Below are 20,494 nucleotides of genomic sequence, written 5' to 3'. Positions count from 1 at the left end.
CTTTTCAGCGGGATTAGTTCGACTTACAACTTTGAGTTTGCCCAAGATACTGAATCAAGTTCAGCACAAGCTTCTCAAAGTTGAGTCTCACTAATTAATCTTATACTTTATATCTTCTTCCGCTAGCGCGTCCAACAATTCCTGCGTAATATTCACTTTTCGTTTTTTACTTGGTGCTTGTAGTTTTATCTTTTCTTTTCGTTCATATAATGTAAAATGCAAGGTTTTATCGCCTTTATGCGTTTCCAAAATATCGTTTATAAAATCTAGTCTTTTCTCTTTTAGCTTATTTACATCCAATTGAATTGTTAACTTTCGAGCCGCAGTTTCCATCACGTCTTGCAATAATTGCATCGAGTTAAATTGCAATCTCGGATCGCCTTTTTTTCCTGTATCTCGGTTTGTCCAACCTTCTTTGATAAACGCTTTGATGTATACAAAAGAGTTTGGCACAAAGAAATGCCTGAACTTTAAATATTCTTCCCCAAAGATTCTGAATTCGTACGAATTCGAATAATCTTCTACGGTAAATAATGCCCAACCTTTTCCGTTTTTAGAAACTCTATGTTGCACATCTGTGACCACGCCGCCAAAAGATATTTCACGATTTAGATAATTTTCCATTTGTGAAAAACAGGTCAAATCGCCATTACAGAAATAATCCATTTCGGCTTTAAAATCATCCAACGGATGTCCCGAAATATAAATTCCCACGACTTCTTTTTCACGTGCGAGTTTCTCCATTGTTCCCCATTCTTCACATGGCGGAACTTTTGGTTCTTCTATTTGCACATCACTTGCTTCTCCAAAAAGACTTACTTGCGCAGAATTTTTATTCTCTTGAAATTTCGCACCATATTTTACCGCTTTTTCTAAAAACGTAATACCATCATTTTCTGTGAGGAAATATTGTGCTCTGTGTGTATCGCCAAATGAGTCAAATCCGCCAGCGAGTGCTAAATTTTCAAATGCTTTTTTATTGGCTGCGCGAAGATCTATTCGCTTTGCAAGATCAAACACTGATTTGTATTTTCCTTCCGCACGTTCTTTTACAATGGTTTTTACAGCGCCATGTCCAACACCTTTAATTGCGCCCATTCCAAAACGCACTGCACCTTGATCGTTTACTGCAAATTTGTAAAACGATTCATTAACATCAGGGCCTAAAACGTCCAATTTCATTCGCTTACATTCTTCCATAAAGAAGGTAACCGTTTTAATGTCGTTCATATTATTAGAAAGTACCGCCGCCATATATTCCGCAGGATAATGTGCTTTTAAATAGGCAGTTTGGTACGCAATCCAAGCATAACAGGTAGAATGCGATTTGTTGAAGGCGTACGCTGCAAATGCTTCCCAATCTTTCCAGATTTTCTCTAGTTTATCTTCTGCATGTCCTTTTTCAGATGCTTGCTTAATGAATCTTGGCTTCATCTTATCAAGGACCGCTTTCTGCTTTTTCCCCATCGCTTTACGCAAAACATCGGCTTCACCTTTGGTAAAATCTGCCAGTTTTTGCGACAGCAACATCACTTGCTCTTGATAGACTGTAATTCCGTACGTTTCTTCTAAATATTCTTTACAAGCATCTAAATCGTACTCAATATCTTCTTCTCCGTGTTTTCGTCGAATGAAACTCGGAATGTATTCCATTGGTCCCGGACGATACAATGCGTTCATTGCAATTAAATCTGCAAACGTTGTCGGTTTGAGCGATTTCATGTGTTTTTGCATTCCGGGCGATTCGTACTGAAATACACCTACGGTTTCACCACGTTGGAATAATTCGTATGTTTTGTCATCGTCAAGCGGAATGTTGTCAATATCGATATCAACATCGTGTTTATATTTGACAAGCTTAACGGTATCTTTTATTAAGGTTAGGGTTTTGAGCCCTAAGAAATCCATTTTTAGCAAACCTGCATCTTCCACAACCGAGTTATCAAATTGTGTACAGTACATGTCTGAATCTTTCGCCAAGGCAACCGGAACGAATTTCGTAATATCGTCTGGTGTAATAATGACTCCACAAGCGTGAATTCCGGTGTTACGCACTGAACCTTCTAACACGCGCGCCATGTTTACGGTTTCCGCTTCCAAACCATCTTCTTCCGAAATATTAATCAATTCATTGATCAACAACACTTCTTCAGCTCTAAATTTTGATTTAAGTTCTGCTTCCGATTTTCCAAAAATCTTCGCAAGTTTTGCGTTTGGAATCAGTTTCGCAATTCGGTCTGCGTCACTTAATGGCAAATCTAATACACGCGCCGTATCACGAATAGACGATTTTGCCGCCATAGTTCCGTACGTGATAATTTGTGCTACTTGATTTTTACCGTATTTGTCAATTACATAATCCATCACGCGACTTCGTCCTTCATCATCAAAGTCAATATCAATATCGGGCATGGACACACGATCAGGATTTAAGAAACGCTCAAAAAGTAGATCGTACAGCATCGGATCAATATTCGTAATCCACAAACAATATGCAACCACCGAACCTGCTGCAGATCCACGACCTGGACCAACGGAAACGTCCATGTTTCGCGCTTCGCGGATAAAATCTTCTACAATTAAGAAATATCCTGGATATCCTGTTTTTTCAATTGTTGCCAATTCAAAATCGAGTCGTTCTTCAATTTCTGGCGTAATTTCGCCGTATCTTTTTTTCGCACCTTCGTACGTTAAGTGTCGTAAATATTTGTTTTCTCCTCGTTTTCCGCCATCTGCTTTATCTTCTTCAAATAGAAATTCTTCTGGAATATCAAACGCTGGTAATAATACATCGCGCGCTAATTCAAAAGGTTCTACTTTGTCTGTAATTTCTTGAATGGAAAGAATTGCTTCTGGCAAATCCTTGAACAAAGTTTTCATTTCGTCAGGCGACTTAAAATAGTATTCCTGATTTGGCAATCCGTAGCGATATCCGCGTCCACGTCCAATTGGTGTTGCTTGTTTTTCACCATCTTTTACACATAATAAAATATCATGCGCATTTGCATCTTCTTGCGCAATGTAATACGTGTTATTTGTAGCAACTAATTGAACTTCATGCTTTTTAGCCAGTTTTACCAACACATCATTCACACGATTTTCATCTTCTTGATCGTGACGCATGATTTCCATATAGAGATCATCCTGAAAGGTTTCTTTCCACCAAAGCAAGGCTTCTTCCGCTTGCACTTCTCCAATGTTTAATACTTTACTTGGAACTTCTCCATAGAGATTTCCTGTAAATACGATTAAATCTTCTTTGTATTCTTCAATGACTTTTTTGTCGATTCGCGGTACGTAATAGAATCCTTGCGTATACGCGATGGACGACATTTTTGCCAGATTGTGATATCCTTTTTTGTTTTTAGCTAAGAATACGATTTGATAACCGTTGTCTTTTCGAGTTTTATCTAAATGATCTTCACACACGAAAAATTCACAACCAATAATAGGTTTTAGAATGTTTTCATCACTTGTTTCTCCTTTTTCTGCTGCTTCCGCGATGCGTGCCTTCACGCCTTTATTGTGATTGCTGACTGCTGAGACAAAATGAAATGCGCCCATCATGTTCGCATGATCGGTAATAGAAACTGCTTCCATATTGTATTTGGAAGCTGCTTTTACTAAATCGGGAATGCTTGATGTCGATTGTAATACCGAGAATTGCGAATGGTTGTGTAAGTGTGAAAATGGTGCATCTTGCAAGGCTTGAAGATTCTCTTCTAGTTCTTGCTGAGAAATTCCGCCTGATGGTTGCGTTTTGGCTAAACGTTGCCGAATTTTTTCAGATGCCTTTTTTAGATTGATGTGCTTTAATCCGATGAGTTGAATCGTATCCGGATTGTTCGCGGAGAAACGCTCAAAGTAATCTGGTGTTACATCGAGTTGCTCAATTGTATATTCTTTTCTTCGGATGAGTTCCAAGAAACAACGCGTGGTTGCTTCTACATCGGCGGTTGCGTTGTGCGCTTCGCCAAATCCAACTCCAAAGAGATATTTGTGTAATTCTGTAAGTGTTGGCAGTTTGAATTTTCCAAAACGTCCACCTGGCAATTGACATAAACTCGCCGTCGCTTCTGTACAGGTATCTAATACGGGAAGTTCTTGCAAATTGTTCGCCACATTTCCCCGATGGAATTCTGCGCCCATAATGTTGAGATCGAACTTCAAATTTTGTCCAACAACAAATTTTGCTTTGGAAAGCGCCACATTAAATTTCGCTAACATTTCTTGCAGTGAAATTCCTTCTGCTGATGCTAATTCCGTAGAAATTCCGTGAATTTTTTCTGCATCGTACGGAATATTGAAACCATCGGGTTTTACCAAATAATCTTGATGCTCGATAACATTTCCAAGTTCATCGTGCAATTGCCAAGCAATTTGGATACATCTAGGCCAGTTATCCGTGTCTGAAATAGGTGCGTCCCATCGTTTTGGTAATCCGGTAGTTTCGGTATCAAATATTAAGTACATATTGTGTTTTTGTGAGGAGAAATTTCAATGGTTAAAATTACAAAATTCTTTTCTGTTTTTAGCAGTGAGTTATCAACATACCGCAAAACCCGTATTAGTGACTGAGCGGCGTGTTGGAGCTCTTTTTAGTAAAACTAACTATGCAAAAGTATGAAGTTATTAACCAAATTTGTTTTACTAAAAAAGCGACTAGCGAAGGCACGACCACATTTTTCATGTGGGAATACCCAAAAAAAAGAATATAAGTATTTGTTTTTCAGAAATATTAGTATCTTTGCCGACTCATTAATAACAGAGGTCGAGAACCTCATAAATTAATTTTTTATGCCTGTTAAAATTAGATTACAGAGACATGGTAAAAAAGGGAAACCTTTTTACTGGATCGTTGCAGCTGATGCAAGATCAAAAAGAGATGGTAAATACTTAGAGAAATTAGGTACGTACAATCCAAACACAAACCCTGCAACTATTGACTTAAATGTTGATAATACAGTACAGTGGTTACAAAATGGTGCACAACCAACAGATACTGCAAGAAACATCCTTTCTTATAAAGGAGCAATGTACAAGAATCACTTACTTGGTGGTATCCGTAAAGGTGCTTTGACGCAAGAACAAGCAGATGAGAAATTCAATACTTGGATTGCTCAGAAAGAAGGACAAGTTGAAGGTAAGATTGGTTCATTAGCACAAGCGGAAGCTGACGCAAGAGCGAAAGCTTTGGAAGCTGAAAAAGCTGTTAATGAAGCGCGTATTGCTGCAAACGCTCCTGTTGTAGAAGATGCAGTTGAAGATGCTGGAGAAACTCCTGCAGGTGAAGAAGAATAAATTATAGTTTTACATATAATTTTTAGCCTAGTAAATTGTAAATTTGCTAGGCTTTTTTTATGAGATAAGATATGCGAATTGAAGATTGTTTTTATTTAGGAAAGATTGTTAAGAAGTATAGTTTTAAAGGTGAATTGCTTGCAAAATTAGATACAGATCAACCCGATTTGTATGAAGATTTGGATGCAGTATTTATTCAACTAGGACGCGAGTTTATTCCATTTTTTATTGAAAAGTCATCGCTGCACAAATCTGATTTGTTGCGATTGAAGTTTGAAGATATTGACACGGAAGAAGGCGCGGATCAATTACTGAAAAGTGAATTGTATTTGCCATTAGAGTTTTTACCAAAGCTGGAAGGAAATAAGTTTTATTACCATGAGATTATTGGTTTTACGGTGGAAGATGCTTCTTTTGGAACTGTTGGGAAAGTTACGGGCGTGAACGATTCGACTTCGCAACCATTATTGGAGATTGTACGTGATACGATTGAGATTTTAATTCCAATTAATGATGCAATTATTAAGAAGGTTGACCGCGAAAGCAAAACGATTCATGTGGAAGCTCCTGAAGGTTTGATTGATTTGTATTTGGAATAAGTATGAGCAAGCCCTTTCAATTTAAAGAATTTACGATTCATCAAGATAAAACTGCGATGAAAGTTGGTACAGACGGCGTTTTACTGGGCGCTTGGACTTCTGTTGACAGTAATCCGTTTTCAATTTTAGATATTGGCGCAGGCACAGGTTTGATTGCTTTGCAATTGGCGCAACGCTCTTTTGCAGAAGTGATTGACGCTATTGAGATTGATGACGACGCGTACGAACAGGCAGTTGACAATTTTGAAAACTCGCCGTGGGGCGATCGCCTTTTTTGTTATCACGCAGGATTGGATGAATTTGTTGATGAGATTGATGACACATATGATTTGATTGTGTCAAATCCGCCTTTTTATACCGAAAATTATAAAACAGAAAGTACCCAAAGAGATACTGCCCGATTTACAGATGCATTGCCTTTTGAGGAATTACTGGAAGGTGTTTCTAAGTTATTGGAACCATCTGGAACGTTTCACACCATTATACCTTATAAAGAACAGGAACATTTTATCGCTCTGGCGGAAGCCAACGGATTATTCCCAAAGAAAATCTGTAACGTCAAAGGAAACCCTAAAGCAGATTTTAAACGGAGTTTATTCACCTTTTCGTTTGAGAAAACTACAACTACTACGGAAGAATTAGTTATCGAAACTGCAAGACACCAATATACCGAAGCTTACATTTCATTGACAAAAGCTTTTTATTTAAAATTATAACAATTCGTTTTTGTTTTGTGAGATTTCATTGGTTACTTTTGTGATGCTTATTTGTGGAGTTGCCATAAATTTAAGTGTTTAAGAAATGCTATTAAAATACAATCAATGAAACCAGATTTATTCCAGGCTCCTGATTACTACAATTTAGACGAGCTTTTAACAGATGAACATAAATTAGTAAGAGACGCAGCCCGCGAATGGGTAAAAAGAGACGTTTCTCCTATTATTGAGGATTATGCACAACGTGCTGAATTTCCAACACAAATCATTCAAGGATTAGCAGATATTGGTGCTTTCGGACCGTATATTCCAGAAGAATATGGCGGCGCTGGATTGGATCAAATTAGTTACGGATTGATCATGCAAGAGATTGAACGCGGAGATTCGGGAGTTCGCTCTACGGCTTCTGTACAATCGTCATTGGTAATGTATCCGATTTGGAAATATGGAAATGAAGAACAACGTCAGAAATACTTACCAAAATTAGCTTCTGGTGAATGGATTGGATCTTTTGGTTTGACAGAACCTGATCATGGATCAAATCCAGGTGGAATGACCACGAATTTTAAAGATATGGGCGATCATTATCTTTTGAATGGTGCTAAAATGTGGATTTCAAATTCTCCTTTTTGTCAAATAGCAGTTGTTTGGGCAAAGAATGAAGAAGGACGCATTCATGGATTGATCGTTGAACGTGGTATGGAAGGATTTTCTACACCAGAAACACATAATAAATGGTCATTACGAGCATCTGCAACTGGAGAGCTTATTTTTGACAATGTAAAAGTTCCTAAAGAGAATTTATTACCAAACAAATCGGGTCTTGGAGCACCACTTGGATGCTTAGATTCTGCACGTTTTGGAATTGCTTGGGGCGCAATTGGAGCAGCAATGGATTGCTACGATACTGCGTTGCGTTATAGCAAAGAACGTATTCAGTTTGGAAAACCTATTGGTCAGTTTCAGTTACAACAGAAGAAATTAGCCGAAATGATTACTGAAATCACAAAAGCACAATTACTAGCTTGGCGATTGGGAGTGATGCGTGAAAATGGTACTGCTACTTCTGCTCAAATTTCGATGGCAAAGCGAAACAATGTAGATATGGCTTTAAAAATTGCTCGTGACGCACGTCAAATGTTAGGCGGAATGGGAATTAGTGGAGAATATTCAATTATGAGACACATGATGAATTTAGAAAGTGTAGTTACCTATGAAGGAACACACGATATTCACTTGTTAATTACTGGATTTGACGTTACTGGACTGAACGCTTTTAAATAAAAAAGATAGCTTTTAAGAAGCTTTTTTTAATAAATCAAACATTGGGCAACGTTTACAACGCTTGCCCTTTTTAAATTTATCGCAGCATTTACTTTTACAGTCTTTTGCTACTGGCACTTTCCTTTTTTTCTTCTTAGATTTTTTTTGAACTGGCTCTGTATCAACTAAAAAAAACATAAAATAATATTATCATATTGCGAGTGCAAATATAATTATTTTTATTTAATCTAAATAAGAAAGTTTTTACTTTTGTGAAGATATTTAGGAGGATTTTCAAAACTTTAGAAAGTTTGGGAAATCCCTTTTTAGGTTTGTGGAAGTTATTTTAACTACTAAATGAGACCCCCTAATTTCTCAATTTAATAAATAACTAACTTTTATATTTCTCTAAGTTTCCTCAGCAACACTAAAAAAAAGGGAGTAGTCATAAGAATGATCTCCCTTTTGTCTAATAGAATAATACTATTATAATGAGATTCCCCTAAACCTCAATATGTTTTGTGCTAAATTAAAGTATATCTCTTGATAAGGATAAGAATAAACATTACTTGTGTTACGGTTTTACCGTAATTATGATACGTGCAGTATTAACAAGTTGCTCTACAAGCTGCTAAATTTGCTGAACAATTAGGCGCTCCGTCCTCTCTGCAATCGGCAAAATCTTGTCTACAATCGCTAATACAGCTACTTACGCCACCATGAATTGATTGTTGTTGAGATTTAGTTACTATTTGAATTCCTTGTAAAACTAAGATGTTTTTTAACATGATTATAAAGTTTTTGGTTAATTAACTAAAGTACAACAACAAAAGAAGATTTGATTACGGTGTTGCCTTCGTTTATGCTATGGAATAATAAATCTCCAAGAAATTCAATTCTTGGAGATTTATGAAGTTTTCAACTTAATTTAATGTGTACTTCCTAGCATGCACCAGCGATTACAGAGAACACATTACATTCTTCAGGTATTTTTGAAAGTTGTTTAGTTCTTGTTTTTGGACCAGTTACGGTTGTCTCATGTGTATCTCCTCCTTTTAAGGATAAAACCTTGCTCAATTTTGCAATACTAAGTTTTCTTAGATTTAGTTTCTTCTGTTTTTTCATAGTAATAAAAAGTTTATGTTAACTCAAAACTAACTTATGAAGTCAAACATTCCAAGAAAAAACAATCGTATTTATATAAATACGACCTATATATTTATTTCATTTTCTTTTAAGCTATTCAAACTATTTATATAGAATGATGGATAAAAACCAGTTCTTCTCTTAAATGCTTTTGAGAATGATTCAGCAGTATTAAAACCTAGTTCAGCTGCAATGGACTTAATATCGTAAGCTCGAAACCTTGGTTCATTTTTTAACTGCGTCAATGCGTAATTCAATCTTAAATCTGTAATATATTGTACAAACTTTTTTTGTTTGTGCGATTGTAACGTTTTTGATAAATATGTACTATTGGTATTAATTTTTTTTGCTACATAATTGAGCGTACATTTTTTTTGCAGATACAACTGCTTCTTTTCAAACTTTGCTAAACCATCTAGTATTTTTTGAATGTTCTCATCAGTAATGGTATAAGATTGTCTACTTTTTTCTGCAATGCTATTTTGACTCAATTCTATTTCTTTTAATTCTTCTAAAACTGTATTGAAACGTTTCTTTTGTATCCGTTCTCGTTTTTTATAATACCAAAAACTAATAATTGATAATAGGATTAAAAACAAACACACATACATTAATGTTTGTGATTTTAGCTGTTCTTTCTGGGATTCATTACGATATTTTTCAATCTTACTTTTTAAAGATGGGATATCATATTGTCTATATAAATTTTCTGTTGTTTTACGAATTAAAAGATCATTCTTTGCATCCTTTTCTTCAAAAATTTTAAAATACTTAACTGCATTCTCGCGATCGTTTTTCTTTTCATAGCAATTAGCTAATAGAATATATGTTTCTTGTACTGACGGAGAACTTGTATTACTATTTGCAACAATAGAATCTACTTTTAATAGATATTTGATAGCGTTATCATAATCATTTTGTAGAAAAAAGTTTTTCCCTTCATATTGATATAGTACCGATAGTTGATTGTAGAAACCTAAATCTTTTATTTGCTTTTCAGCAGCTATAAAATCAGTAAACGCATCTTGAAGATTACCTCTTTTTTGATGAACTATTCCTTCAATTGTTAAAAAGATAGAATGCCCTTGCAAATCATTTAAAGCAATACTTTTTTCTAATCCTATGGTATTATAAATTTCAACCGAATCTAAATACTGGGGTTCATCTTCAAAGAAACTTTCTGCTAAATGCAGATAAATACTACTTAAGTTTAAAAGCGTATTAATATACTTTATTGACTGTGATTCTTTATCTAAAGTACCTTTATCATACAGCTCTAAATTCTCTTTTGTTAATTCTATAGCTTGTTTTGGCAACCCTACTTGCTTTTTCACCAAGGCAATACTATGTCGAATGTCAGCTAATTTCTGAACATTATTTCCCTTTTCAACAAGCTTATAAACTTCTGCGAGCACTCCACTCGCCTTATCATACAAATCAGCATCATAATAGATATTACCTTTTAAGTGTAAACTATTGACATAATGTTGTTGATCATTTGCATCTTTCGCTTTAGCTATGGAGATATCAACAAAATAATACGCACTATCTTTTTGATCTAATACATTATAAATTATCGCATTTATATGCGCAGCGTTGTATGTCGCTTTTACATCTTGATTGGCAATAGCCTTTTTATAAAATTCCAAAGCATATGCTTTTGCGCGCAACGGATTATTATACCTGTTTGACACTGCTAATTTTTTCAACGAATCTAATGTGAAACTCCTCAGAGAATCATTTTGTACGCTTGAAGTCAGTTGGGCATGCATGCAAAAAGTGAGTAGAAAGAAAACAAAGGGGAAATACAATCTTTTCATAGCAACTAAAAATACTATGTTTTAAGCAAAAATGATAGTTTGTATCTCAAAAATTTTAAATAATATAAAAAGAGCGAACTTTAGTCCGCTCTTCCCTACTTAATAAATGTTTACAGTTGAATACTAATTTTTAAGCTCACACCTTTTGCTTTCTTTTTTTAATACTTTCAACATTATCTTTATTTGCCCCTGATGACATAACTCATCGTGCATTAAATAATGCTTAAGAAAATAATAATTGTTCCCAAGTACTCTTCCATCTCTAGCCTTAACATTTTCAAATAACCAATCATCATTTAGTGTTTTTAAAGCTGCTAAAGTCCTATTGCGTGTATCGTTCAATTCTTGTATGTAAAACTCTAATTCGTTCTTACCAACAAGTCTATCGCTCATCAATGGAGGCAATCCTATTTTATATTTATCGTATTCCTCAACAGTCACTTTTCTTTTGAAGAGGTAATTACACTGAAATTTAAATTCCAATGCTGCGAAATGAAATAATAATGTTCCAATACTGTTATTAAATTTACCAAAAACTGAATCCAATTCGTCTGCGGATAGTTTTTTAATTAAACTCATAGTATCATTTCTAACATCATAGATTTCACTAACAATCAAGCCAATTTGAAAGCTATATTCAGGATGAGATATAATTTGATTAATCATTTCTAGTATTCAAGGTTTTTCAATAAAAAATATTAATTATCTAAGATTAACACTCTCCAGCATTACTAGCATCAATTGTTCCTTTAGAAAATGGACACTCAACAGCGAAAGAGGCGCCACCATCATCACCGCCACCACAACCGAGAATATAGGACATTAATATAGGAATTGTTACACATGGACCAGTTGCTCCAACAACTCTCCCTGCTTGCGCTGACGAAATTGTTTTTTTGTTAAGCTTTAACGATTTGAATTTCTTTTTTTTCATAATGATTTGTTTTAATAATTAATAATCCAAACTTAATAAACAATGTATGAACCTAAAAGAAACGATAGTCGTGATTAATTAAATACGTGTTCAAGAATAATGTTTTAAAATATTGATAATCAAATAAATAAAAACAAAAGATGTTGTCTTAAAAACAATAAGCTAAAATCACAGAAAACTCCCCAAATAATATCTCTCAGCAGGAAATTTCATGAATTTTCGTGGATGAGATTTATGTTTGGTAAAGGTTTAGGAAACTAGAAAAGTAGTATTAAAGCTAGATATTGTGGAACTAGAAAAACGGATTTATTATTCGGATAGTATTATAAGTGTAAGCAAAGTCGATAGGAAATCAAGAACCTATATTGGTCATTAAAAAGATCGCTTGTGATTATTTCTTGACTTTTATCCTGTTTAAAAACTTTCAAGCATAAAAAAACCCTTCAAAATCAAAAAGATTAAGAAGGGCTTTAGTACTCGAGGCGGGACTTGAACCCGCACGGCCCAAGGGCCATTGGATTTTAAGTCCAACGTGTCTACCAATTCCACCACTCGAGCGTGGATATTATATTGAGCGAAAAACGGGGCTCGAACCCGCGACCTCAACCTTGGCAAGGTTACGCTCTACCAGCTGAGCTATTTTCGCATAGTGTTAAAGAACATGCAATACTACTACTGTATTGCGGATGCAAATTTAAAACATTTCTTTAAATACCAAAGCGTTTTAAAGAAAAAGAATGAATTATTTTTTAATCAACTAAGAATCAACTACTTTTTTTTGCGCTGCAACATGCGTTTTATTTCATTGAGCTTCATTAATGCTTCTATAGGCGTTAAAGTATCAATATCTGTCATGAGAATTTCTTGCTTAATTTCTTCCAATAACGGATCGTCCATATTGAAAAAACTCAACTGCATATCATTCTCAACACCTTTTAAATCATCTGCGAGTTCTTCGCTTGAATGTGATTTTTCTAAACGCTTTAAAATTTTATTTGCTTTGTGAATGACTTGTTGCGGCATTCCAGCCATTTTCGCAACGTGAATTCCGAAACTGTGTTCGCTTCCACCTTTGACCAATTTTCGCAAGAACAATACTGTATCTTTCATTTCTTTCACAGAAACGTTGTAATTCTTGATGCGGTCAAAAATCTCGGTCATTTCGTTCAATTCGTGATAATGTGTTGCAAACAAGGTTTTCGCTCTTGATGGATGTTCGTGTAAATATTCTGAAATCGCCCATGCAATCGAAATTCCGTCGTACGTACTTGTTCCACGACCAATTTCATCTAACAATATCAAACTACGTTCGGAAACATTATTCAAAATGGAAGCCGTTTCGTTCATTTCTACCATAAATGTAGATTCTCCCATAGAAATATTATCACTCGCGCCAACACGCGTAAATATTTTATCGACCAAACCGATTCTAGCGGAAGCTGCGGGCACAAAACTTCCCATCTGCGCCAAGAGTACAATTAATGCAGTTTGACGCAAAATAGCCGACTTACCACTCATATTCGGCCCTGTAATCATGATGATTTGTTGTGCATCTCTATCCAAATACAAATCATTGGCAATATAACTTTCGCCAATGGGCAATTGTTGTTCAATTACGGGGTGACGTCCATCTTTAATCTCTAAATCAAAGGTGTCGTCAATTTCAGGATACACATAATTATTAGCTTTCGCCAACGTTGCAAATCCGCACAAACAATCGAGTTTTGCTATAATGTTTGCATTCTGCTGAACCGCTTTTATATATTGATTGATCCAAACGACTAAATTTGCAAACAACTCCTGCTCTATTTGCATGATTTTTTCCTCAGCGCCTAAAATCTTTGTTTCGTACTCTTTCAGTTCTTCCGTAATGTAACGCTCTGCATTTACTAAGGTTTGCTTTCGCGTCCATTCCTCTGGAACTTTCGCTTTGTGCGTATTTCGAACTTCTATATAATAACCAAACACATTGTTAGATGCTATTTTCAGTGATGGAATTCCTGTGCTTGCACATTCACGTTCCAACATTTTATCTAAGTAATCTTTTCCCGAAAATGCAATCGCGCGTAATTCGTCTAATTTCTCCGAAAAACCATCAGCAATGGTGCTTCCTTTTAAAATATTAACGGGTGCATCTTCGTTTAAAGTTTCTTTAATTTTTGAACGCAACAATTCACATTCATGAATGGTATCGCCAATAACTTTTAGTGCTTCATTTTTACTGGCGCTTGTAATTTGTTTTATGGGAACGATCGCTTCGAGCGAATTTTTTAATTGAATGACTTCTCTTGGCGAGACTTTTCCCGTGGCAACTTTAGAAATTAAGCGTTCAATATCGCTAATATGGCGAATGTGCTGTTGTATTCTACCTAATTCTTCTGGTTGATGCAACAAATAATTCACAACTTCGTGACGTTGCTTTATTTTTTGACTGTTCTTCAACGGCAAAGCCAACCAACGTTTCAATAAACGTCCGCCCATTGGTGAAATCGTTTTATCAATGACGTTGATTAAAGTAATCGCGTTGAGCGATGTAGAAGCGTATAATTCTAAGTTTCTGACCGTAAAACGATCCATCCAAACGTATTCATCTTCCGCAATACGCGCAATAGATGTAATGTGTTGTAACTTATTATGTCGTGTTTCTGATAGGTAATGTAAAACCGCACCTGAAGCAATAATTCCTTCGGCTAAATCTTCCACTCCGAAACCTTTTAGTGAACTCACATCAAAATGTGTGATGAGTTTTTCGTGTGCGTAATCATCTTTAAAAACCCAATCTTCTAAATAAAATACATGAAGATTCGTTCCAAAAGTATCTGCAAATTCTAACTTTCGTTGTTTTGGAATTAAAATTTCGCTTGGCTTAAAATTTTGCAACAACTTGTCAATGTATTCTGCGTTGCCTTGCGTTGTCATGAATTCTCCCGTAGAAACATCTAAAAAAGAAATTCCTAAGAGTTTTTTTCCATAATGAACGGCGCACAAAAAGTTATTCGTTTTGGCTTGCAACACTTCATCATTAAACGCAACTCCTGGCGTAACTAATTCCGTAACACCACGTTTTACAATACTTTTCGTTTGTTTTGGATCTTCTAATTGATCACAAATTGCAACGCGTTCGCCCGCTTTTACAAGTTTTGGCAAATACGTATTTAAGGAATGATGCGGAAATCCGGCGAGTTCTACATTTTCACCACCATTATTTCTGTGCGTGAGCACAATTCCTAGAATATTGGCTGCTTTTACGGCATCTGGGCCAAAAGTTTCGTAAAAATCTCCGACTCTAAACAGCAACAAAGCATCTGGATACTTGGTTTTAATACCATTGTATTGCTTCATTAAAGGAGTTACTTTTTTCGCGGTGCTTTTTGCCAATGTTTGCTATTTTTAGTGTTATTTTTGCAGAAATTGTTAATTGCGAATTTAATTAAATTCAAGGAAATCTCACGAATTACCTATGAGAAAACTTAAAAATAGTGAACTAAGCCGATTAAGTGTCGATGAATTCAAATCATCACAAAAAACATCGATTATTATTATTCTTGATAATATTCGCAGTTTAAATAATATTGGTTCGGTGTTTCGGACGAGTGATGCTTTTTTAATTGAGAAGGTATATTTGTGCGGAATCACTGCAAAACCGCCGAATAAAGATATTCACAGAACGGCGCTTGGCGCGACAGATTCCGTTGCTTGGGAATATCGTGAAGATACACTGGAATTGGTTCAAGAACTCCAAGAAAAAGGTGTTAAAGTTGCTTCTATTGAACAAGCAGAAAATGCCGTGATGCTCAACGATTTTCATCCCTCAACGGGAAAAACATATGCGCTCATTTTCGGAAACGAAGTAAAAGGCGTGCAACAAGAAGTGGTTTCTGCAAGTGATTACGTGATTGAAATTCCACAATTTGGCACCAAACATTCGCTAAATATTTCTGTAAGTGCTGGTGTTGTGATTTGGGATGTATTCTCGAAGCTTGCGCTTTAGACTCGTTTCCGCGTAGGCGGGAATCTTTTAGGTTTTTGGACTCCTTAGAACATTAGACTCTTTGGATTTGTTAGATATTACGATCGTCACTTCGAGTGGTTTTCGTAATGAAATGAAGAAAATTGTATCGAGAAGGAATTTAATTTCAAAGGAGTTCTCGATACAAATTTGTTTCACAAATCCACTCGAACTGACGTTAGAACTATCGAGCGCGCGAGAAAAATCTAAAAAGTCTAAAATTCCAAAAGCGAAGCGTGTCCAAGTAGTCTAACCTGCAACAACCTCATGAATTTCCGAAATAACTTTTTGATAATCGTTGGCGTTTGCCACGAAATCTAAATCAGAAACATCAATGATTCGTACGTTTAAGTCTGTATGTGTTCGGATGAATTCTAAATAGCCATTGTTGATTTTATCTAGATATTCAGAAGGAATTTTTTGTTCGTAATCGCGTCCACGTTTTTTGATGTTGCGCAATAAACGATCCGTATTTTGGTAGAGATAGACGTACAAATCTGGCTTTGGAATTTCACTGTACATAATATCGAATAGCTTTCGGTACAGTTTGAATTCGTCTTGTTGCAAGGTTACTTTGGCAAAAATCAAGGATTTGAAGATGTCGTAATCTGAAACAATGAAATCTTTGAATAAGTCTAACTGCGATAAATCGTCTGAAATTTGCTGATACCGATCTGCTAAAAACGACATTTCTAGTGGAAATGCATAGCGACTGTTATCTTCGTAGAATTTTGGTAAAAACGGATTGTCTGCAAAACGTTCTAAAATCAGTTTTCCATTGAAATCTTCGGCTATTTTAGTAGCTAACGAGGTTTTTCCTGCGCCAATGTTTCCTTCTATGGCAATATAATTAAATCGAGAAAAATCTTTTTTACCATTCGGATTTTCTAAGGTTTCAGTACTTTTTTCAATTTCGCCTTCAGCAAGAATTTCATTGAGTTGCGAAACCGTTTTTTTATACGTTGGATGAATTTTACTCGGTGCAATATCGCACAATGGCTGCATGACAAATTTACGCTCATGCGCTAGCGGATGCGGCAATTGCAACAAATCTGTTTTCAGCGTTTCATCTTCATAAAATATAATATCAATATCAATACTTCGATCTTGATAACCTTTTGTAGTGTTTCGAACGCGTCCAAGTGCGGTTTCAATTTCCAGAATTTTTGTCATTACATCCGCAGGAGACAATTCTGTGTGCAAACACAAACACGCATTGTAAAATTTGCCACCTTCAAAACCCCAAGAAGGTGTTTCGTATATAGCAGAAATTTTTACCACACGTCCAATTTCGACAGAAAGCTTCTGCACAGTCTGCTGCATAAGTGCGCGTCTGTCGCCGACATTACTTCCTATAGATATATATGTAGTGTGTAACAAGTTTGGATGCAATTGAATAGGTTTCTTTGCTTAAAAAGCTGCGCCAAATATAGTCAAAATATACGGATCGGATTATTAAAAACTTCTGTTTAGGTATGTTTTTAATTGTTGATGAAATGAAAAAAAGAACGGCTTTTCCTATTTGAAAGCTCAGCACAGATTAATTTAATAAAAAGTGTAACATTTTAACATAAAGGCACACCTATACCAAATAAAATACAAAACACCACAAGTCGTCTAGTTCTTTTTCAATCTAAATTCCTTGTTCATAAATGCCGTAACTACGGCTATGCCATTTAATCACAGCGTTTTTACATTGAAAAACAACTAAGTCTTTAATGCGGCATTTTGTAGTTTATTTGGTATTACTTTCTAGTTGTTCAATTAATAAATACTTTTGCTAAAAATATAAATATTATGAATTTTTTTAAACGTGTACTTTCTACAGTTGTCGGAATCGGAGTTTTCTTTGCTTTGTGCATTATCATTTTGATCTTTTTCATTTTTATGAGCGCTGGCTCAAATAAGGATATAGTTGTTGTAAAAAGCAATTCTGTTTTAGAATTAAACTTAGATATGCCAATTAACGATTATGCTGGAAAGTATGATTATGGCGATTTAGCTTTTTTCCCTAATGAACCACGATATGATGGATTGTTCAATATTATTGACGCCATCAATTATGCAGCTACCGATAGTAAAATCAACGGAATTTCTATCAAAAATAATTCAATTCAAGCTGGAATGGCGCAAACAAAAGCGTTGCGTGATGCGTTACTAGCGTTTAAAGATTCTGGCAAATTCATTGTTTCCTACGGAGATTATTATTCTCAAAAAGATTACTACTTAAATTCTGTGGCAGATACCATTTACGTAAATCCTGTTGGCGGCTTGGACTTTAAAGGTTTGGCAATGGAACGTATGTATTACAAAGATTTTCAAGAAAAATACGGTGTAAAAATGGAAGTGATTCGTCACGGAAAGTATAAAAGTGCCGTAGAAGGATATTTAAACCAAGAAATGAGCGAAGCGAATAGAGAGCAAATTTCTGTGTTCTTACAATCTATTTGGGATGAAATGAAAAAAGAAATCGGCGCAAGCAGAAACATGACTTCTGAACAACTAAATACGTTAGCAGACGAATTAGCAGGTCGCACCGCAAAACTTGCCTTAACGTCTAAGTTGATTGATAAAATTGGCTATGAAGACGAATATGAAGCAGGAATTCAAAATGCGTTAGGCGCAAACAGCGATGTCAACAGAATAACTATTTATGAATATGCTGAATATGTTGGAAAAAAATCAACAGTAAAGAAAAGTGAGGATAAAATCGCGGTTATTTATGCACAAGGACAAATTATGTATGCAGAAGGTGATGAAACATTCATTGGACAAGGCGTGATTAATAAAGCATTGAAAGAAGCAAGAGAAGATGATAAAGTAAAAGCGATTGTATTGCGTGTAAATTCTCCTGGTGGAAGTGCATTGGCAAGTGAATTGATTTGGAGAGAAATTGAATTAACCAAGAAAACAAAGCCCGTTATTGTTTCTATGGGAGATTTGGCAGCTTCCGGCGGTTATTACATCGCGTGTAACGCAGATAAGATTTTTGCCGAACCAAATACCATCACAGGAAGTATTGGTGTTTTTGGAACCATTCCGAACATGCACAAACTCGCAGAAGATATGGGAATTAATGCTGAACAAGTAGGCACGAATAAAAATGCTGCTGGTTATAGTGTTTTTGAACCAATGAGTGATGAACAACGTGCTTTAATTAAAGAAGGCATTGAAGATATTTACGATTTGTTTACACAACGTGTTGCTGACGGGCGTGGAATGACACAAACTGCCGTAGATTCTATTGCACAAGGACGTGTTTGGACAGGAAATGACGCAATTAAAATTGGTTTAGTAGACGAAATTGGCGGATTAGATATGGCAATCCAAGCTGCCGCTGATGCCGCAGAAATGACAGACTATAAAATTAAAGAATTGCCTATATATGAAAAAGATTTAGAAAGTATCTTAAATCAATATACAGGTGGATTTATTCAAACAAAAGAAGATATCTTAAAAGAAGAATTGGGCGACAAACATTATATGATGTTGCAAAAAATGAAGAAAATGACACAAATGCAAGGACCACAATTATTGTTGCCATATGAAATTGAGATTAAATAAATTGTTAGTTATTTTTTAATCACAAGAAAAAGCCTTTCCATTGCTGGAAAGGCTTTTTTAAATTAACTGTATGACAACGTATTATAAACACCAGCATAAAGATCCACCTCCTAATATAATAGAAATTGGATGACCACAGGCTCTATTATCAGATCCTCCTACTACTTTAGTTTGAGTAGAGTTATCAATAGCTGAAATAGATTTCTTGTTTAACTTTAAACTTTTTAAACTTTGTTTTTTCATAATAATAAAATTTTTGTGATTAATATTGGAGCAAATCTACATTCAGAAATACTCAAATCAAAGCACTTATAGTCAGCCATTTATAAATAACGAGTCGTGATTTATATATTACGACTACAATTGAAATTCTAAGTTTTAAGAGAACACTTATTCCGTAGTATAAAGTTTAGTATCTTTGTTGTATGACCGTAGCTGACAAAAAATTAGCCGCAAAAATCTATTTATATTTAGCGGCATTATTCATTACTTCTTTAGTAGTTTCAAATCTAATTTTTCAAAAGTTTTTCTATTGGTATCCGTTTGAAATGGAAGTTTTTGGTGAAAAATTATTTAAAATTTCTGTGGGATTGTTGCCGTATCCAATTACGTTTTTAATTACAGATGCCATTTCAGAAATTTACGGTAAAAAGAAAGCCAATCAAGTGGTGATTGCGGGTATTTTTGCTTCTTTTTTCTCCTTAGGAATTATTTATATCTCGAAAAGTGTTCCGGCATTACCAAACTCACCAGTAAATGATGAAACCTTTACCAAAGTATTCGGAAATGCGCCGTTAGCGGTTTTCGCTTCCATGATTTCCTATCTATTTGCGCAGTTTGTAGACATTCAGTTGTATCACTTTTGGAAGAAACTAACCAAAGGAAAACATTTATGGCTACGAAATAACTTTTCCACCTTCGCTTCTCAATTTGTAGATACATTTTCAGTAATTACCTTATTATGTTCGTTTGGAATTTTACCTTGGGACATTTATTTAGGACTCCTTATCAGCGGATTTATCTTTAAAGTATTGGTCGCTTTTGTAGATACACCATTTTTATATTTGATAGTTTATTTCTTTAGAAGACGTTTTGGCTTGGAAATTGGAGAAGAGATAGATCTAGATGTTTATACCAACTAA

At 35.2% G+C, this 20,494-nt stretch carries 16 protein-coding genes and 2 tRNA genes; 7 read left to right on the top strand and 11 right to left on the bottom strand.

The genetic code is table 11. The features are described from left to right. Window positions 1–90: 90 nt before the first annotated feature. Entirely contained in the window at window positions 91–4,473 is a 4,383-nt protein-coding gene (gene dnaE, locus H2O64_RS00680) for a DNA polymerase III subunit alpha (RefSeq protein WP_187560209.1), read from the bottom strand. Window positions 4,474–4,797: 324 nt separating this feature from the next. Here dnaE and H2O64_RS00675 point away from each other — a divergent pair, with 324 nt between their 5' ends. The 4 genes from H2O64_RS00675 to H2O64_RS00660 all read left to right on the top strand — a co-directional run bounded on the left by H2O64_RS00675 (window position 4,798) and on the right by H2O64_RS00660 (window position 7,900). Then, a complete protein-coding gene (locus tag H2O64_RS00675; RefSeq protein WP_187560208.1) occupies window positions 4,798–5,301 on the top strand; it encodes a 30S ribosomal protein S16 in 504 nt (167 codons plus the stop codon). 71 nt (window positions 5,302–5,372) lie between these two features. Beyond that, window positions 5,373–5,900, top strand: a complete 528-nt coding sequence (gene rimM / locus H2O64_RS00670) for a ribosome maturation factor RimM (RefSeq protein ID WP_187560207.1) — start codon at window positions 5,373–5,375, stop codon at window positions 5,898–5,900. Window positions 5,901–5,902: 2 nt separating this feature from the next. Further along, window positions 5,903–6,616, top strand: coding sequence for a tRNA1(Val) (adenine(37)-N6)-methyltransferase (locus H2O64_RS00665; RefSeq protein WP_187560206.1), 714 nt, complete (start codon window positions 5,903–5,905; stop codon window positions 6,614–6,616). 105 nt (window positions 6,617–6,721) lie between these two features. Continuing rightward, the gene (locus H2O64_RS00660) at window positions 6,722–7,900 is read left to right on the top strand and encodes an acyl-CoA dehydrogenase family protein (protein ID WP_187560205.1); all 1,179 of its coding nucleotides are present in this window, start codon (window positions 6,722–6,724) and stop codon (window positions 7,898–7,900) included. A 587-nt stretch (window positions 7,901–8,487) separates the two neighbouring features. Here H2O64_RS00660 and H2O64_RS00655 read toward each other — a convergent pair. The 8 genes from H2O64_RS00655 to mutS form a co-directional block, all read right to left on the bottom strand. After that, on the bottom strand, window positions 8,488–8,667 hold the full coding sequence (locus H2O64_RS00655; RefSeq protein ID WP_187560204.1) for a hypothetical protein: 180 nt from the start codon (window positions 8,665–8,667) through the stop codon (window positions 8,488–8,490). Between the two features lie 154 nt (window positions 8,668–8,821). Further along, window positions 8,822–9,004 carry a hypothetical protein gene (locus tag H2O64_RS00650; protein WP_187560203.1) on the bottom strand — a complete coding sequence of 61 codons (183 nt, stop codon included), beginning with the start codon at window positions 9,002–9,004 and terminating at the stop codon, window positions 8,822–8,824. An 86-nt stretch (window positions 9,005–9,090) separates the two neighbouring features. Continuing rightward, window positions 9,091–10,674, bottom strand: a complete 1,584-nt coding sequence (locus tag H2O64_RS00645) for a response regulator transcription factor (RefSeq protein WP_187560202.1) — start codon at window positions 10,672–10,674, stop codon at window positions 9,091–9,093. Between the two features lie 294 nt (window positions 10,675–10,968). Beyond that, window positions 10,969–11,511: a DinB family protein gene (locus H2O64_RS00640; protein ID WP_187560201.1), complete on the bottom strand. Its 543-nt coding sequence runs from the start codon at window positions 11,509–11,511 to the stop codon at window positions 10,969–10,971. A 46-nt stretch (window positions 11,512–11,557) separates the two neighbouring features. Next, window positions 11,558–11,779, bottom strand: coding sequence for a hypothetical protein (locus H2O64_RS00635; protein ID WP_187560200.1), 222 nt, complete (start codon window positions 11,777–11,779; stop codon window positions 11,558–11,560). 474 nt (window positions 11,780–12,253) lie between these two features. Next, window positions 12,254–12,337: transfer RNA gene (locus H2O64_RS00630), tRNA-Leu, on the bottom strand. Between the two features lie 15 nt (window positions 12,338–12,352). Beyond that, window positions 12,353–12,425: transfer RNA gene (locus H2O64_RS00625), tRNA-Gly, on the bottom strand. Window positions 12,426–12,547: 122 nt separating this feature from the next. After that, entirely contained in the window at window positions 12,548–15,157 is a 2,610-nt protein-coding gene (gene mutS / locus H2O64_RS00620; protein WP_187560199.1) for a DNA mismatch repair protein MutS, read from the bottom strand. Window positions 15,158–15,239: 82 nt separating this feature from the next. Here mutS and H2O64_RS00615 point away from each other — a divergent pair, with 82 nt between their 5' ends. Continuing rightward, window positions 15,240–15,770: an RNA methyltransferase gene (locus H2O64_RS00615; RefSeq protein ID WP_187560198.1), complete on the top strand. Its 531-nt coding sequence runs from the start codon at window positions 15,240–15,242 to the stop codon at window positions 15,768–15,770. Between the two features lie 267 nt (window positions 15,771–16,037). Here H2O64_RS00615 and folK read toward each other — a convergent pair whose 3' ends face one another. Continuing rightward, window positions 16,038–17,168, bottom strand: coding sequence for a 2-amino-4-hydroxy-6-hydroxymethyldihydropteridine diphosphokinase (gene folK / locus H2O64_RS00610; protein ID WP_235982715.1), 1,131 nt, complete (start codon window positions 17,166–17,168; stop codon window positions 16,038–16,040). Between the two features lie 417 nt (window positions 17,169–17,585). Between folK and sppA the strand changes: the two genes are divergently transcribed. Beyond that, window positions 17,586–19,352, top strand: coding sequence for a signal peptide peptidase SppA (gene sppA / locus H2O64_RS00605; RefSeq protein WP_187560196.1), 1,767 nt, complete (start codon window positions 17,586–17,588; stop codon window positions 19,350–19,352). Window positions 19,353–19,433: 81 nt separating this feature from the next. Here sppA and H2O64_RS00600 read toward each other — a convergent pair whose 3' ends face one another. After that, window positions 19,434–19,595: a class I lanthipeptide gene (locus H2O64_RS00600; protein WP_187560195.1), complete on the bottom strand. Its 162-nt coding sequence runs from the start codon at window positions 19,593–19,595 to the stop codon at window positions 19,434–19,436. A gap of 182 nt (window positions 19,596–19,777) precedes the next feature. On the opposite strand from H2O64_RS00600, the gene H2O64_RS00595 reads away from it, so the two are divergent. Then, window positions 19,778–20,494 (top strand): queuosine precursor transporter, encoded by a 717-nt coding sequence (locus tag H2O64_RS00595; RefSeq protein ID WP_187560194.1) that lies wholly within the window; start codon window positions 19,778–19,780, stop codon window positions 20,492–20,494.

Source organism: Kordia aestuariivivens (genome assembly GCF_014397005.1).
Taxonomy (GTDB): domain Bacteria; phylum Bacteroidota; class Bacteroidia; order Flavobacteriales; family Flavobacteriaceae; genus Kordia; species Kordia aestuariivivens.
This window is presented reverse-complemented; position numbering and strand designations above follow the sequence as displayed.